This window comes from Marinifilum fragile JCM 15579 (assembly GCF_001310955.1).
GTDB lineage: Bacteria > Bacteroidota > Bacteroidia > Bacteroidales > Marinifilaceae > Marinifilum > Marinifilum fragile.
The window spans coordinates 124,860-141,963 of the sequence record NZ_BAZX01000003.1 but is presented as its reverse complement, the minus strand read 5'-3'; the positions used below and the strand labels follow the sequence as shown (position 1 = coordinate 141,963).

The following is a 17,104-nucleotide window of genomic DNA, read 5'->3' as shown; positions in this document are numbered from 1 at the left end:
TCTTCTAATTCGAACTATTCAGCAGTACCAAATAACTCCAATTCGCCAATCATTATTCTTTTGTTATCTTTCTCTTCAATTTCAGCAGTCATAGAGATTCTATGGTAAGAGTAATACTCTGAATTGGTGAAAGTAAATTCTTTTCTTTCTTCGAAAGCTACTATTCCTGTTTCAGATACAGAGGTAATTTTAGACCAGTTTTGGCCATCATTCGAACCTTCTAATACAAAAGTATCAGGTGTAAACACATAATCGATACCTAAAATATTAGCAGTTGCTGTAATTGCTACTTTAGTAACATTGTGTTTAGCTTCTGTTTCGAAAATAAACCAAGTGTTGTCATTCATATTAAAAAATGAAGTTCCTGCATCATTATCAAAAGCAAAACTTGGTAATCCCCAATCGAAAAAGTCAAAACCTTCCTCTTGCCAAGTCGCTATAGAATTATCAGTAATATCAACAGTTTCTGAAGAAGAACCAGAATTCCCGCCTTCTTTGGTTCCCATTAGCTCTAATTCAGCTAACTGGAAAATTCCACCTTGATCGGTATTTTCAAAATCGAATTTATAATATTTGTACTCTTTGTTATTATTAAAAGCAAAAGCTTTGGTCTGATGTCTTTCTTCAAAAGAAACATCTTCTCTAGTATCTAAAACATCCCAATTTTCGCCATCGTTACTAGCCGAAAGAATTACTTTTTTAGGGTCTCTACCTGGAGCGTCATCAGCAGATGTTAAAGTGTAAGATGAAACAACAGAAGCAGTTTCGCTCTCCAAACGCACCCATGTGTTATCAGTAAAGATCAAAAATTTAGAAGCAATATTATTATCAATGATATTTCCTACTTCTTCACGAGAAGGAGAGTCAAACTCAGTATCTCTAATAGCTGTAAAGCCTGTATCTGTAACATCAATTAGATCTGCTACAGGCTCCTGATTAGTATATACAGCTCTTCTCTAGCCTCTCTCATTTCTTTTAACTCAGCATCTATTTCAGAAATTTTTCCTGAAGCAATATCCGACTGATACTCGTTCCACAACGCACTTACCGAAGCATCTGCTCCTAATATTATTTTAATTGCTTCTTCCCACGACCATGGGTTGATATTTTTTGCAGTAGCATTAAACTTGTAAATGAACTTAGGATCTTTTGAATGCAACCAATCGATAAAGAAAGCAGAAGTATTGTAACCATCATTCCAGTTTCCACCAGCCTGACGCTTGCTAATAGGAGTAAAGCCTTCAACATAGCGAACGTAATCAGCCAAACCTTCAATAAAGCCATAAAAATCAGTTCCCGACTCATATCCTCCAGCTCCTTGAGGCTCGTATTGGTACCCATGAGTAATTTCATGAATCAATACTCCTTCAATTTCTCTAATCAATTCTTCATCGCTTAAACCTTGATTTTTCTTTTGAACCAAATAGCTTGAGCTAAAATCGATCTTGATATGTGGAGCAGAACCTCCTTTAGCAGAAATGGTTTCAGAATCTTTTACCGTATAGGTAATATCAGTAACCTGATTAACATCATTAGCTAACAAGAACATTTCGAAACATACTTTTAAGCAAGCACGTTTAATAAAATCTTTCTCGTTAGGTATTAACTCCTTATACAAAGCACCATTTTCATTAATGGTTTGATTGGTAAAATGAATTGTTGGAAAAGCAAAGTTATCCCATCCTGCATCATCTGTTACTGTAATAAAATCAATAACTTCTTTAACATTCTCACCATACTCGTTACTAATTTTTAAGCTTGCCTTAAAAGATCCTAATTCGTTATAGGTAACAATAGGATTTTCTTCGGTACTAGTAGCAGGAGAACCTCCTTCGAAAGTCCACTCAATGTTCTTTGCATAAACCGATGAGTTGGTAAACTGTACCGCATCCCCAGGAAATACAATTTGCTTATCAGATACAAACTTGGCTTCTACATTGGCCTCAACTTTATCAAGTTGAAACGATTCTTCTTTATCGCAACTGCTTAAAGTTGCTAGTAATGCAATAAAGAAAACACTTACTAATTTTCTCATAATTAAAATTGTTTAGGGTTATTTATTTTTACAATCAAAATTGATAATTATTATTTATTCGCATTTAAATACGCCTGATACTCATCCCATAACGATTGAGTAGATTGATCAAATATTTTATTGGTAGCTGCATCCCAAGACCATGGAATAATTGTTTTTGCTGTTTGATTCATTTTGTATACAAAATCAGGATCCTTTGTGTGCAACCAATCAATGAAAAAAGCAGTTGTTTTGTAGCCATCATTCCAATGACCGCCAATTTTTCTGTACTTGTAGCTAGAATACCCTGCTTTTAATCGAACATAATCAGCTATTCCTTCTAAAAAACCGAAAAAATCAGTTCCTCCCGCATAAGCTCCTGCTCCTTTTGGAGAATACTGATAACCATGAGCTAATTCGTGATACAAAACACCCACAATCTCATCTACCAAATCCATATCGCTCATTTCTCCTTTTTTATTTTTCAGGTACAATGAGCTAAAGAAGATATTGATATGTGGTGGATTCCCTCCTTTTGCTGATATGGTTTCTAAATCCTCTATAGAATAATCTAAAACATTTAGAACATCAACTTCATCAACACTTCTGTATAAAATCTTACAAACATCTAAACAAACTGTATTGATTAAATTTTTAGGATTTGGCACCAATTCTGTATACAAATCGCCATTTCCTTCCTAAAGTTTTATTTACGAAGTTTATTTTAGGATAAGAGAATTGATTCCAAGCACCTTTGCGTTTAACATTCACATAATCGTTTAAGATTATAGTGTCTTTCAATCCCTTATTCTCGGCTATTAATTGCACAGGATATTTCCCAAAACTTTCATATTTCACTTTTGGATTTTTTGCTGTACTTGTTTCTGGATTTCCTCCTTTAAAATACCAATGGTAAGCATCTGCCTGTACAGACAAATTGCTAAACTCAACCAATCCTTTTGTGAAAAAAGCTCTGTTTTCTGCTTTAAACAAAGCTATTGGAGTGTTATCATTACTATCCCAAGCAGCCAATAATTCTACTTCGGAAAGTTGCAAAATATCGTTTCCATTACTTTCCAATTGCAAACGATAATATTTATAGTTTTCTTTTGCAGATACAGGAAAGCTTAGTTTTTGATTACGACCTGAAAACTGTAATCCTTTTTGCCTATCAATTTCTTGCCACGATTTTTTATCATTACTAGCTTCTAAAACACAAATCATCGGATCACGTTCTTCGGCATCTCCTCCCGATACCAGAGAATAGGAACTTAACTTGCATTTTCTTAAAGTGGTAAATTGAATGCTGGCACTGCTGTTAAATGTTAAATATTTTGAATAACTATCACCATCAACCAACTTACTAACATCCTCACCAACAGGAGAATCATCTCTGTCGGATATTACTTCACACTTGTAACCTGTTACATTTACAGGAGTGGTTTCCTGCAAATTACAAGACATAAGTAGTGCTGTTACACATGCTAACAGCATGAGTTTACTTGTGTTTTTTATCATGTTTATTTTATTTCGCTTACTGTTATTTTTAAGTGATTTAAAAAGGGTTTTCTATAGCCAAAAGTCCGGCTTCCAGCCATAGAAAATCACATTAAAATTATTTTGTAGTAGAATAAGGATAAGAATCCTTTGAAATTCCGCGCTTTTTATTTGGGCGACTGCTCATTTCGAATAACAACTCTCCTCCATTTACAATATCAGTATGGTTCACATAGTTTTTATCCCACTTTTTACCATTTAATTTTACCGATTTGATATAAATATTCTTCGATGAGTAATTTTTAGTTTTTACGGTAAACTGCTTGCCATTTTCTAAATTTAGAATTGCCTGATCAACCGAAGGTGCGCCAATTGCATACTGACCAGAACCTGGACAAACAGGATAGAATCCTAATGATGAAAAAATATACCAGGCCGACATTTGTCCACAATCATCGTTACCGCATAAACCATCAGGTTTGTTCAGGTACTTGGTTTTCATTATCTGATTGATTCTCTCTTGAGTTTTCCAAGGCTTACCTGCCCAATTGTACATGTAAGCAACATGATGACTAGGCTCATTTCCGTGCACATATCCACCCATAATTCCCTCACGAGTAATGTCCTCGTTATGCTCAAAATATTTGTCAGGAATATGCATGGTAAAAAGCGAATCCAAATGATTTGAGAAACGCTTCTCACCACCCATTTTGCTAACCAAACCACTAACATTCTGAGGAACATATAAGGAATAGTTCCACGAATTTCCTTCAATAAAACCAGCTGCATGAGTATCCAAGGGATCGAATGGACTTACCCACTCTCCTGCTTTGTTTTTGGCTCGTACATAGCCTGTTTTATCATCAAATAAATTTCTCCAATTTTCCGATCGCTGTATGTATTCTTGTGCAATCGCATCTTTTCCCATTGCTTTCGCCAATTGCGCAATTGTGTAATCATCGTAAGAATACTCTAATGTGATAGATGCTCCCACTCTGCTTGTTTCGTGAGGCACATACCCATAACTTAGATAATCACCAATACCATCGTATTTTTTATAATTTGCACTTGATAAACAAGCCTCCAAAGCTCTTTCTTTATCAACACCTTCCAATCCATTTACCAAAGCATCGGCAATTACAGGTACTGCGTGATAACCAATCATACACCAATTTTCATTACCAAAATGGCTCCAGATAGGAAGAATTTTATGAACACTTTGATCGTAATGTGCCAACATCGAATTGATCATATCGGCCGAACGTTTTGGCTGTATCAGCGAAAGCAAAGGGTGTTGTGCCCTGTAAGTATCCCACAAAGAAAAAACAGTATAGTTTGTAAAACCTTCAGCCTGGTGAATGTTGTGATCCAAACCTCTGTATTTTCCATCCACATCCATGTATTCAACAGGATTAATGAATGAATGGTATAAAGAAGTATAGAAAGTAACTTTTTTCTCTTCAGACGCCGCCACTTGCACACGACTTAGTTGCTTTTGCCACTCTGCTTTGGTAGCCTTTCTAACTTTGTCAAAATCGAAATTAGGAATTTCTGCTTTCAAGTTTTTTAACGCACCTTCGGTACTCACTGCCGATAAGGCAAATTTTACTTTTATCTTCTCATTTTCCTCAGTAGAAAAATCAAAATTCGCAGTTAATGCTTTTCCGGCCATTTCGGGAAAATTATCCGTTTCGTCGAATTTGCGCCAAAAACCATTGTACACTACTTTTTCATTATTACGACATCCGTAATTTTTAATAGGCTTAGAAAAAGTCATGGCAAAATATTGGTAGTTCGATCTTGCCCAACCTCTTGTTATTCGATAGCCTGTTACCAAAGTATCGTTTTCAACACGAATGGTAGACCACAAAACCTTGCCATCGTAATTATAAATCCCATGAGTTAAATCAAGAATAATATGAGCGTTATCAGTAGCTGGAAAAGTATACTGATGAAATCCTACGCGCTGCGTGGCTGTTAATTCAGCTTTCACTTTATAATCATCCAATTCAACAGTGTAATATCCAGGTTCTGCTTTTTCGGTTTCTTTTCGAAACATTGAACGGTAACCTTTTGATGTATCGTCAATTGTTCCTGGATTGTAATTTACCTTCCCAACAGTTGGCATGATTAGGAAATCCCCTAAATCGGAATGTCCTGTTCCGCTCAAATGTGTGTGGCTAAAACCAACAATTGATTTGTCCTGATATTGATATCCAGCACAGTAACGATAAACTTCTTTATTATACTTTCCTTCGTGAATAAATTGTACACTATCCGTATCGGGACTCAACTGAACCATTCCAAAGGGAGCACAAGCGCCTGGAAATGTATGTCCCATTTCTTCAGTTCCAATAAATGGATCTACATACTTTGTTAAATCAGTATCCTGAGCAAATGCTCCTCTTCCTAAAACAAGAAAGAAACAGCAACTTATGGCAAAAATAATTGATCTCATAAATCTGTATTTTAGTAATTTGTTACTAATTTATAAAAATACTTTTGTCTGGCTTTAAGCGATTACTTCTCATTTAAACCATCAGAAAATGAAGGAGGGCAAGATGATTTTGATGATGCAAAGCCTTTATTCATAACATCACCTAAAACAAACTCTATTTTCCCTCCATTCACTATATCTGAATAACTAAACCAAGCTTTGTTCCAATCAATACCATTTATTTTTACCGATTGGATATAAATATTTTTCTCTGAAAAATTCTTAGCAATAACTTCTATTGCATTACCATTGCTCATATACATTTTGGCATATGGTAAAGCTGGAGAAGTGATTATGTACTGATCGCTACCAGGACAAACTGGATAGAAACCCATAGCATTAAAAATATACCAGGCCGACATCTGTCCACAATCATCATTCCCACAAAGTGAACCTGGTTGATTGCCATATTGCGTTTCAATAATTTTACGTGTTAACTCTTGAGTTTTCCATGCCTGTCCAGCATAAGAATACAAATGACTAATATGATGACTAGGCTCGTTTCCATGCCAGTAATCTCCAATTCTACCGTGAATGTCATCTACTCCTAAATAATCTTTCCCCTCTTTATTGGCAAAAACAGCATCTAATTTCTGAGTAAATTCCTGATTTCCACCATAGCAGTTAATTAATCCCTGAACATCATGAGGAACGGTCCATGTGTACTGCCAGGTAGTACCCTCTGTAAAAGCACCCAAGTGTTTGAAAAAATGAGGATCAAAATCCTGCATCCACTCTCCTTTACTATCTTTAGGTCTCATCCAACCAATTTCTGAATCGAACAAGTTTTGATACGCCATGGCTCTTTTTGAGAAACGCTCAAAATCTTCAGTTTTACCCATTGCCTTAGCCATACGAGCAATGCAATAATCGTCGTAAGCATATTCCAGGGTTTTCGATACTGATTCGTTTTCTATATCGTATGGCACGTAACCTAATTTTTCGTATTCTTTTGTTGCATCGTATTCGGGATGGGTTGCCGAGTGAACACATGCTTGATAGGCCAAATCCCAATCTACACCTTTTACTCCTTTAAAGTAAGCATCAACAATTACAGGCACAGCATGATAACCAATCATACACCAGGTTTCGTTATTCCAAAAAGACCAAATTGGTAACAATTTATCTGGGCTTTGTTTGTAATGCTCCAACATAGAATTAATCATATTGGCATTTCTATCGGCCTGTGTTAAGCAAAACAACGGATGCGTTGCACGATAAGTATCCCACAATGAAAATACGGTATAATTGTCAAATCCTTCTGCTTTATGAGTATTCTGATCAAAACCTCGGTAAGAACGGTCTACATCAAAATAAGTATTGGGTGCCATAAATGCATGATATACGGCTGTATAAAAAGTTTCTTTTTGAGCTTTGCTTCCTTCTACTTCGAATTTAGCCAATTCGTTTTTCCAAAGGGCTTTTCCTTCAGATTTAATTTTTTCAAAATCCCAATGAGGAATTTCTGCATCTAAGTTTTTCATGGCATTTGCAGTGCTTACTGCGGAAATACCCACTTTTACCATAATTTGTTCCGCTTCCTTTGTACTATAATCGGCAACAAATTGAATGTCAGGACCAGCTGACTCGACACTACTTCTAAATCGGTAGGTTTTATATGAGTCGTATTTTTCTTCCTTTTTGTTCGAAAAAATACGAGTAGCATCGAAAGGACGAGAAAATTTAGCAGCGAAATAAACATAGCGTTCTTTTGCCCAACCTTTTACCTGGTGCATCCCAGTAATGGTATTGTCATCCTCAACTCTAATATTCGACCAAATTACCTTATGACGCAATACATGACTCAAATCCAAAACAATATGTGCACTATCTGATTTTGGAAAGGTAAAACGCATTAATCCAGCTCTATTACTGGCTGTTAATTCCGCTTTAATTTGGTAGTCATCCAACAAAACAGAGTAATAATTGGCTTCAGCAATCTCATTTTTATGAGAAAAGCTTGATAAATATCCAGGTTCAGTTAAATCTTTTTTCCCTTCGTTAATGTACAATTTACCTGTTGTAGGCATAAATAAAATATCACCTAAATCAGGAATTCCTGTTCCATGCAAATGAGTCATGGAAAAACCATAGATGGTACTATCAGAATATTCGTAACCCGAGGCAGCTCCCCAATCCCATTTTTCAGTATCCGGACTTAACTGTACCATTCCGAAAGGAACCTGAGCACCAGGATAAGTATTTCCTTCGCCTAAAGTACCCACCAAAGGTTTTACAAACTTTGTGTAATCTCCCCCACTTTTAAGATTTCCATTCTTTTTTGCCGAACATGCTTGCAAAAGCGAAGCTGCAAAAATGAAAACTCCTAACAATAATTTATTCATGCTTTACTATTTTCTATTAACTACAACAATTTAGGCAGCTAAATCTTATTAGTTGAACTGGGCAACAAGTGCCCAGCTCAAATTTCTTAATTAATAACCGTCGTTTTGTTTCAGGTTGGTATTGATATCTCTTTGAGTTTGTGGTATTGGAAATAGAATTCTTGTAGCGTCACTAGTTGATTCTTTTTCCCAACGAGGCTGTAAGTATTTTTCAAATCGAATTAAATCGGTTCTACGGTGTCCTTCGTAAGCAAACTCTCTACCACGCTCTGCCAATAACTCATCTAAAGTTAAGGTAGTTGTAGTGTATTTGTTTTCTGCAAATTTATCTCCAAAGGCACGTTCTCTCACTTCATTTACCAAATCAACCGCAGTTTGATCTGCTTGTCCGTTGCTTTGACGCATAATTGCCTCTGCTTTGTTCATAAGTACCTCTGCATAACGAATTAAAACAATATCGTACTCTTGATTCCAGTTTAAACCTGCAATGGCCTCATATTTTTTACAACGTGCTCCTTCAAACAAACCTTCACTATGAAAAGTTGTTACCTCTTTAGAATAAACAAGCTGTCCACTACCTGGATTTCCAGCTTCAATATATACAGGAGTTCCATCAGCATAAAACTGAGGACCAACCGCAAATTGATTTTTACGAGCATCATCATCACTATAAGAATCATAAAAACCCTCTTGTGTGATAATTCCGTTCCATCCACCTGCATCTACATGGTTGCTCCAGTAACAAGTAAGTGCGTGCAAAGGTGCTGACATAGAAGATCCTCCTTTTTGGGTAAGCACCTGAATGTTTTCTTTTGATAAATTATTATCTTTTGAGAAAGCATCCAAGTAGTCTGCCTCTAACTCGAAGAAATCAGAAGAAATAACAGCATCACACATTTTTATGGCATCCTCGTACTTATCAATGCCAATATAAGTTTCGGCATTTAAATACAAACGAGATAGTAAAGCTTCAACACTTTGCTGACTAAAAAATCCTTGAGCATAAGGTTCGAAAGCATTTGGTAAACTACCCTTAACAGCCAAAAATTCTGTTTCTACAAATTCGAATACTTCTTGTGCTGATTTTGTTTCTGGATAGTAAGGATCTCCTACTTTTGTTACAATCGGAATGTTTCTCCAAAAGTCAAGACCAATCATGTGCATGTATGCTCTGTAAGCTCTCAATTGTGCTTGCATTTCAGCTTTAGAAATGGATACTCCCATTTCTTCAAAATCCTTATCTTCTATCCCTTCAAGAACAGCATTGGCAAAACCAATACCTTCCCAAACCGTATTCCATGATGATTCTATCTCGCCGTGACGAGTACCCCAAGTATGCTTGTGCAATTCAGACCAAAGCGCATTATCATAACCATGATTTTCTGATGTTTTGGTTGTCCATGCTGCCATATCTGTACCTAAAGTTCTCAACTTTAAATAGTAATAGGTATCACAGAAAAGCAAATGTGACCAAGGACGCATATAAGCTCCTTCAATTTCCTCAGCTGAAGTATAAAAATTAGTAGTTAAGTTACTACTGTACACTTTCTCATCTAATTCGGAACAAGAGTACTGCATGAACAATGCTAGAACTCCTACTATAAATAATGATATTTTTTTCATTCTATAATCTCCTCTAATTAAAATTTAACAACAGCGCCAATTGTAAATGTGCGTGTTACAGGGTAAAAATTCAAATTATCAAATCCTGGGGTTATACCAGAATGACCTCCAAGTTCAGGTGATAAGCCTGAGTAATTAGAGAAAGTATGCACATTGCTACATGATACATATACTTTTGCATAGGAGATGTTATTCCATTTGCTTGTATCAAAAGTATATCCTAAAGAAATATTCTGAATTTTTAAATAATCTCCATCCTCTAAATAGTAATCAGAATATTGAGAAGGAGCACGTAATGGACTTGATAAAGCAGATGTATAAATATTACTTTGAGGAAATTTATCAAGATTCTCCATATAAATTCTACCAACATTAAGCACTTGATAATCGAAAGCACCACGCATAAAAATCTCTAAATCGAATCTTTTGTATTGCAAGCTATTGGTTAAACCAACAAAATAGTTAGGCATTCCATTACCAATTACTTCTTTATCGGTATCAGCATGGTAACCTTCAACTTCATCATTAAGATCTTTGAATACCCATCCACCATTTTCATCGAACTTATCGAAACGAGGGCCATAAAAATCACCAATAGATCCACCTTCTTTTACTCTGTAGGCACTACCTAAACCATTGCCTGGTAAATCTCCGGCATAGAAAGGAACAGGTTCTTCATCGGCATTAGATAATTTCTCAACCTCGTTTACATTGTAAGAAGCATTAAAATTAGCGTTCCATTTTACTTCTGTATCCTGAAGAATTTTAGCATTAACACTTACCTCAATACCCTTTGAAGAAATCTCACCAATATTACTAACAATGGTAGGCTTAATTAAAGAAGGAACAGGAGCAGCTGCACTATACAACATATCATCTGTTTTTCTTGAGTACAAATCTACACTACCATCAAAACGATTTTTTGCAACAGCATAATCGAAACCAATATTGTATTCTTTTTTACGCTCCCATTTCAAATCAGGATTTGGGTTTTTTTCTAAAGCGTAAGCACTTACCACATTTCCATTGAACACATAAGGCAAGCCTTCCTGAACAACAGTTGATAATGAATTATATGGTCCTGTAGCCGGGTTACCAGTTTCACCATAACCAACACGCAATTTTAGGTAATTAACAAATGATAGACTTTCCATAAAATCTTCATCAGATATGGTCCAACCTGCAGATACGCCATAAAAATTACCCCATTTGTTATTTTCTCCAAAAATAGAGCTACCCTCTCTGTTGTAACTAACTGTTAATGCATATTTATCATCATAAGTATACACTAAACGTCCTCTCCAGGATTCAAGGATTTTCTCACTTCTTCCACTTCCCATACTTGCTGGCCCATTCAAATCCTGAACTCCATCATCATTAACAGGATTTGTTAATTTAAGTCCTGAACCAATAGAATGCCATAAAAATTTATCGTTTACAAAGCCCGAGTTACTCATAGAGTAGGTATACCAAGTATCCTCTTCGTGAGTGTAGTTGGCCATTACATTAATATCGTGCTTATCGAATCTTTTTCTGTAATTGATGTTTCCCTCGTAAGTATATTTATAGCTATAAAAAGATGATGTACTTGCCACACCCTTAATATCATCTTTTGCTAAATTTTCATTTTTCGATGAAGTATAAGATCCTGAATTTGCATCTTCCACTTTCCAGGCAGCTCTACCTCCAACAGTTAAACCTTCAACTACTTCGAACTCAGCAAAAACATTCGCTAATAAAACTTTCTTAATATTCTCTGTAGAGTAATTTCGTATGTTTCCAATTGGATTATCTACACCAAATTCCTGGAAGGTTGCAAATTCTCCATTTTCTTCATACACTGGTCTGGTAGGATTAAACTTTGCAACAGAACCAAAAGCGCCATAATCTGCTAATCTATATTTTGCTTGAGAAGCAGATAAACTCAAACGCACATTTAATCGATCGTTAATCGCTTTGTGATTGATATTAATACGTCCACTTAAGTTTTTCTTAAAAGATTCTAAAGCAATACCTTTATTGTCCATATAATTAATAGATGCGCGATAATTGGAATTTTTGTTCCCTGCACTAAATGCTATATTATGAACCGTGTTGTGATTAGACTGTAGCATTTCGTCGTACCAATCGGTAGAAGCATCTCCAGTAGCAATGCCCATCTTATTTCCTAAAGCTCGAAACTCATCTGCCGTTAAAACATCAGTCTTTTGCTAATCTGATCGAAAGCATAATAGCCAGAATATTCAACAGTTGGTTTTGATTCTTTCCCCTCTTTAGTAGTAATTAAAATTACACCATTTGTACCTCTGGATCCATAAATTGCAGCTGCAGAACCATCCTTCAAAATTGAAAAAGTAGCAATATCTTCAGGAGCAACAATATCTAAAGATCCAACAGCAACACCATCCACAATAATTAGTGGCGATTGACCTCCTGTAGAAGTTACCCCACGAATTAAGATGTCTGGACTAGCATTAGGATCTGATCCTTTAGGAGTAGACACTGTTAAACCAGCTACACGACCTTGAATTTGTTGCACTGGAGAAGAAGCAGTTACCTTAGCAATATCATCCGTATCAACAGTAGCTACCGAACTGGTAATTTGTTTTCTTTGAACAGCACCGTAACCAATTACAACAACTTCCTCTAAACCTTGTGTATCGTCTTGAAGTGTAATATCGAAACTTGTAGCTTCAGATACTATAACTTTCTGCGTAGTCATACCTATAAAAGAGTATAGAATAACCTGATCTGACTCTACGTTATCGATTTCGTAATTTCCATCAAAATCAGTTACACCACCACGTGTGGTTCCTTCGATAACCACACTAACTCCAGGTAATGGCAATCCATTAGAATCGATTACCTTACCCGAAATTTTCCTTTCCTCTTGCTTATTTTGTTGAAGAGGAGAAATAACAATGTCCGTATCTACAAGCTTGAATGTTAAGTTTGTACCATTTAGTACTCGATTAAGAATTTCCTCAACAGATAAATCCTTAGCATCTACACTAAACTTTTTTGATTGAGGCAATTGCTCATTCTTATAAAAGAAATCAAAGTCAGTTTTTGCTTGTATTTCTTTAAACACATCTACAATAGAAACATTCTGCATTTTTAATGTAATACGTTTCTCTTGATTGATGTTCTGTGCATACCCTACAGATGCAGTAGAAAGCAGCAGCAATATGTTCACCAAACAAACAATTGCAAACCGTCTGCCATATTCTCTCCATTTAGCAGACATTAAAAACGATTTTTTTTTCATAAATTTAACGGTTATTAATTAATGAATCTTCTTTTCAATAAAGAGGTTTATTTTGTGAGGGGAAATGTTACCGCATTTCCCTTTTTACACTTAAAAGCTCCTTACCGGCAATAGTATTTTCAACTTTTTTTGTTCTTTACCACCTACTAAAACGTTTTAGTAAATGGTAAAATAAAAACGAATTGTTAATATTTATTCAACAGGGATTATGACAATAACATCCCCTTTATACTCATATTTGATCTTAGTTATGTGATTAATTAATGACAAAACATGCTCAACAGGTTTAGTTCTCTTAATAACTCCAGAGTAGTGCATATTTTTAAAAAACTCCTTCGGATATTCAAACTGTACATCATACCATCTTTCTACCATTCGAATCAAATTATCGAAACTTTCATTTTCAAAAACATAACGACCTTCACGCCATACGGTATAGTAATTCGTATCTACCTTTTTTAATGATAACCTATTACTTAATCGACTATAAATCAATTGCTGATTAGGCTCTATAATGACCGCTCGTCCTGCTGCTTTTACCTCTACGCTTCCTTCTTCAAGTGTTGTGTATACATTCTCTTCATTTTCGTAAGCTCTAACATTAAAAACGGTACCAAGTACTTTTAAACTTTGTCCTTTCACATTCACAATAAAAGGTTTTTCCTTATCCTTGCTTACATTAAAAAATGCTTCTCCACTTAATGTTACAACTCTCTGCTTCTTGTCATCATCGAACGAAAAATCCAATTTCGAATCAGAATTTAACCATACTTCGGTTCCATCAGCCAGGGCCAATTTAGATCTTTGTCCTTTTGGCACTTCAAGCTTATGAACCAGCTTTTCTGGTTTGTTCATCGAATTTAAAAACATATTGGCGCCCCATCCCAGGCCAAATACTACAATAACTATTGCGGCAACCCTCATCCACAAAGCGAAACTCTTCTTTATGGTGTAAGTTTTCGGAATTTTTAACAGATCAATTCGATTGGATAAAATCCTCCATTCTCTCTTCAGGTTTATTTTTCCTTTTTCAGAATGCATTTTATAGGAATCCCAGATATCCTTTTGCAGGAAATACTCCTTTTTGTTTTCGGCATTCGAATAAACCCAATCAAGAAACTGAATCTGCTCCTCTTCACTAAGCTCTCCCTGAAGGAATTGTACTATTTTATCCTTATTACTCATCTTTAATTCTCGGTTTCTATTCTACATGATCGGAAAAATAGATTTTACCCTACCTCCAATTTTCACTTTTTTTTTATTTTTATTAATCCACAATGATATCTAATGATCAGTTTACTGTAGGGATCAGCAACTTAGGGAAGAAAATTTTTTATTACATTCTAATTCGACCACATCATTTTATAAAAAATCAGAGCCTTTAAAGTATATGTACATCAATAAAGGAAGATATTCCTTTAACTCAAGCTTAAGAATTTTAAGAGCTTTGGTGATTTGTTTTTCAACGGCTTTGACAGAAACACCTAGCTGTTCTGCAATTTCCTTGTTCTTAAGGCCATTAAAACGACTCATAACAAACACCTGACGACAACCATCGGGCATTTTATCCATAGCTTCTTTAAGTTTTTCTTCTAACTCTATTTCGATGATACTTTTTATTCCATCGTTATAATAGGCGAGCTCATCAAGATTTAATGATTCTGTACGATAAGTGTCTTTCACTTTTTGGCTTTCGATTTCCTGAAGACATTTGTTGCGAACCATTCTAAAGAGGTAGGCAGATAAAGAGGATTTAATGGTAATGTGTTCTTTGTTCTGCCAAAATATCATAAATACGTCATGAACCAGATCTCTTGCCAAATCATCATCTACAAATTTGCAGGCATAGAAATACATAGAAGTATAATACTCTTCAAACAATTCTTGAAAAGCATATTTATTTCCTGCCTTTAATTTTGAATACAAATGGTTGCTTAAATCTGTCATGGACTTTTTTCTTCAAAGCCAAATTTAGAAATCTTTTTCTATTTTAAGAATGTTCTGAAATAGCAAGTTGGTTAACACAACAATTTTCAAGACCAATTCCTCCTGAATATATTATCAAATGTTATTTTATTGAATTTGAATAGGATAAATATGTACAATTCATTCAAGCCATTTATATGTTTCAGTTTAAGCAGGCTCCCATTCGGATCACAGCAAATCATTATGGGTTGTTTTTAGCAAATACAATTCAAAGCCTGATTTCCTATCACCACAGCACAGAAGACCAAACGCAAATCAGGGCTCTGCATTTATTTTTTTTATTTATCCTAAAATCCATAACACAAGTTCACTTGATATTATTTTCGTGTTGGTATAAACCTGAAATTCAGCTGGCTTTTTAAATTCTTTCTAAATTAACATAGAATAATATTTAAAAATAGACGCTTATTACAGCAGACAAATCCTTGAAAACATAAACAAATACCAAGCTTTCGTGTAAATGTCACAAATAAAATAAGTAAATGATTCCTACTGTTAACAAAGGTTAATTTTTGAAAGCAGGTTTGAAGCTAGTTTAATTTTTTCTAGCTTTATTATTGATAAGAAAAGCCTCGCAGTCTTTTGAACAAACTTTGGACCGTTTACGACATCAGACTGCGGGCTAGTATTCACAGGTAAATATACTATATAATATGACTTTACCATTTTACTTACGAAAAAATCCTCTCACTCAGCGTGAAGATGATTTTTCGGCGCAAACTTTGGTTTTCGAAACTTCCGAATTGGAAGCCATTGTTTCCAGAGCTGTAAAACGCCACTCTTCCTTAAACGAAGTTGATGCCACCTTGGCTGTAAATGCTGTGTTCGAACAGATTCACGAAGAGCTATTGGCAGGCAACAACGTTATTACACCCATGTGTAACATTCGTTTAAGTATTGCAGGTGTTTTTGATGCTGACCATATGGACTTCGATCCGGAGTATCACAAAGTCAATCTGAACTTTACTCCAGGCGTCAATTTCAGGAATTTAACACAGGAAGTGAAGCTGAAGAAAATAACTGCTTCGGACGTGCTACCTAAAATTGATGGATTCGAGGATTCGGAAACTGCCAGCAAAAATGAAAAGATTACCCCTGGCAAGGGTGGTATTGTGAAAGGTTCCAAGCTAAAATTGAACAAGGACATTGCCGAGGAAGGTTTGTTCTTTATTGCAGCCGACAATACCGAGCACAAGGTAACCACCTACATGCGCAACATGCCATCTGAACTGATCTTTACCATTCCCGATGGTTTAACCGCTGGCAAGTACAGTTTAGAGATTCGTACTTATTTGGAAGGGAAAACCCTACGTACTGGACAATTAGACTATGAATTAACCGTAGACTAATCTCTCCCATTTTCTCAGGAAACTCTCCGAAGCTCTTTTTTCGGGGAGTTTTTTTATGCCTGATATGCTTAGAATGGCCTTCTTACAAAACTTAGTAGGCTTCTTGTCCGAAACTTAGTATACTTGTGGTCCGACACTAAGTATGCTTCTGGTCGGAGACTTAGTATGCTTCTTCTTGGACACTTAGTATACTAAGTTTTTGATTTTGGCTATTTATTGCTTTGGATAGCAGGGAAGTTCTTCTCTTTAATTTATTTGATCGCAATTGTATAAAACCCCAAAGCCCTGAAGGGGCGTAAGCTTGCGCCCATTCAGGGCTTTGCATTAATTTACTTGATAAGTAGGGCGCTGCCCTACTCTAGTGCTTGCGCCTTTTCAAGGCTTAAGGCAAATGACTTTGTTCCCTCAACACAAACTGCCAAACGCCCCCCATTCCAAAAACAATTTAGATTGGCCTGCATTCAATTTTCTTTTCCCAAGTAAATAAATTGCAGTAAATTGAGCTTTAGTTTGCTCGCATGAAAA

At 35.6% G+C, this 17,104-nt stretch carries 12 protein-coding genes; 1 reads left to right on the top strand and 11 read right to left on the bottom strand.

Annotation, left to right across the window (positions count from 1 at the left end):
- Positions 1-14: 14 nt before the first annotated feature.
- The 11 genes from JCM15579_RS03880 to JCM15579_RS03830 form a co-directional block, all read right to left on the bottom strand.
- On the bottom strand, positions 15-806 hold the full coding sequence (locus JCM15579_RS03880; RefSeq protein ID WP_054716013.1) for a discoidin domain-containing protein: 792 nt from the start codon (positions 804-806) through the stop codon (positions 15-17).
- A gap of 116 nt (positions 807-922) precedes the next feature.
- Entirely contained in the window at positions 923-2,035 is a 1,113-nt protein-coding gene (locus tag JCM15579_RS03875; protein WP_054716010.1) for a basic secretory protein-like protein, read from the bottom strand.
- A 50-nt stretch (positions 2,036-2,085) separates the two neighbouring features.
- Positions 2,086-2,697, bottom strand: coding sequence for a basic secretory protein-like protein (locus JCM15579_RS03870; RefSeq protein ID WP_054716007.1), 612 nt, complete (start codon positions 2,695-2,697; stop codon positions 2,086-2,088).
- Entirely contained in the window at positions 2,669-3,532 is an 864-nt protein-coding gene (locus JCM15579_RS03865) for a PKD domain-containing protein (protein WP_157471321.1), read from the bottom strand. The genes JCM15579_RS03870 and JCM15579_RS03865 overlap by 29 nt, the downstream gene beginning before the upstream one ends.
- Positions 3,533-3,629: 97 nt before the next feature.
- Positions 3,630-5,969 (bottom strand): GH92 family glycosyl hydrolase, encoded by a 2,340-nt coding sequence (locus tag JCM15579_RS03860; RefSeq protein ID WP_054716002.1) that lies wholly within the window; start codon positions 5,967-5,969, stop codon positions 3,630-3,632.
- Positions 5,970-6,031: 62 nt separating this feature from the next.
- Positions 6,032-8,353 carry a GH92 family glycosyl hydrolase gene (locus tag JCM15579_RS03855; RefSeq protein WP_054715999.1) on the bottom strand — a complete coding sequence of 774 codons (2,322 nt, stop codon included), beginning with the start codon at positions 8,351-8,353 and terminating at the stop codon, positions 6,032-6,034.
- A gap of 90 nt (positions 8,354-8,443) precedes the next feature.
- Entirely contained in the window at positions 8,444-9,976 is a 1,533-nt protein-coding gene (locus tag JCM15579_RS03850; RefSeq protein ID WP_054715996.1) for a RagB/SusD family nutrient uptake outer membrane protein, read from the bottom strand.
- A gap of 17 nt (positions 9,977-9,993) precedes the next feature.
- Positions 9,994-12,135 (bottom strand): SusC/RagA family TonB-linked outer membrane protein, encoded by a 2,142-nt coding sequence (locus JCM15579_RS03845; RefSeq protein WP_054715993.1) that lies wholly within the window; start codon positions 12,133-12,135, stop codon positions 9,994-9,996.
- 32 nt (positions 12,136-12,167) lie between these two features.
- Positions 12,168-13,244: a SusC/RagA family TonB-linked outer membrane protein gene (locus JCM15579_RS03840; protein ID WP_054715990.1), complete on the bottom strand. Its 1,077-nt coding sequence runs from the start codon at positions 13,242-13,244 to the stop codon at positions 12,168-12,170.
- A gap of 192 nt (positions 13,245-13,436) precedes the next feature.
- Positions 13,437-14,429 (bottom strand): FecR family protein, encoded by a 993-nt coding sequence (locus tag JCM15579_RS03835; protein ID WP_054715986.1) that lies wholly within the window; start codon positions 14,427-14,429, stop codon positions 13,437-13,439.
- A gap of 177 nt (positions 14,430-14,606) precedes the next feature.
- On the bottom strand, positions 14,607-15,191 hold the full coding sequence (locus JCM15579_RS03830; protein WP_054715983.1) for an RNA polymerase sigma-70 factor: 585 nt from the start codon (positions 15,189-15,191) through the stop codon (positions 14,607-14,609).
- A 692-nt stretch (positions 15,192-15,883) separates the two neighbouring features.
- Between JCM15579_RS03830 and JCM15579_RS03825 the strand changes: the two genes are divergently transcribed.
- Complete coding sequence (locus JCM15579_RS03825) at positions 15,884-16,579, top strand: DNA-binding domain-containing protein (RefSeq protein ID WP_054715980.1); 696 nt, start codon at positions 15,884-15,886, stop codon at positions 16,577-16,579.
- Positions 16,580-17,104 lie beyond the last annotated feature (525 nt).

Excerpts from the sequence above, each read along its gene's own strand:
- JCM15579_RS03825 (WP_054715980.1), top strand. The coding sequence starts at position 15,884 with ATGACTTTACCATTTTACTTACGAAAAAATCCTCTCACTCAGCGTGAA.
- JCM15579_RS03845 (WP_054715993.1), bottom strand. The coding sequence starts at position 12,135 with ATGGGCATTGCTACTGGAGATGCTTCTACCGATTGGTACGACGAAATG.
- JCM15579_RS03840 (WP_054715990.1), bottom strand. The coding sequence starts at position 13,244 with ATGAAAAAAAAATCGTTTTTAATGTCTGCTAAATGGAGAGAATATGGC.
- JCM15579_RS03855 (WP_054715999.1), bottom strand. The coding sequence starts at position 8,353 with ATGAATAAATTATTGTTAGGAGTTTTCATTTTTGCAGCTTCGCTTTTG.
- JCM15579_RS03875 (WP_054716010.1), bottom strand. The coding sequence starts at position 2,035 with ATGAGAAAATTAGTAAGTGTTTTCTTTATTGCATTACTAGCAACTTTA.
- JCM15579_RS03830 (WP_054715983.1), bottom strand. The coding sequence starts at position 15,191 with ATGACAGATTTAAGCAACCATTTGTATTCAAAATTAAAGGCAGGAAAT.
- JCM15579_RS03835 (WP_054715986.1), bottom strand. The coding sequence starts at position 14,429 with ATGAGTAATAAGGATAAAATAGTACAATTCCTTCAGGGAGAGCTTAGT.
- JCM15579_RS03850 (WP_054715996.1), bottom strand. The coding sequence starts at position 9,976 with ATGAAAAAAATATCATTATTTATAGTAGGAGTTCTAGCATTGTTCATG.
- JCM15579_RS03865 (WP_157471321.1), bottom strand. The coding sequence starts at position 3,532 with ATGATAAAAAACACAAGTAAACTCATGCTGTTAGCATGTGTAACAGCA.
- JCM15579_RS03860 (WP_054716002.1), bottom strand. The coding sequence starts at position 5,969 with ATGAGATCAATTATTTTTGCCATAAGTTGCTGTTTCTTTCTTGTTTTA.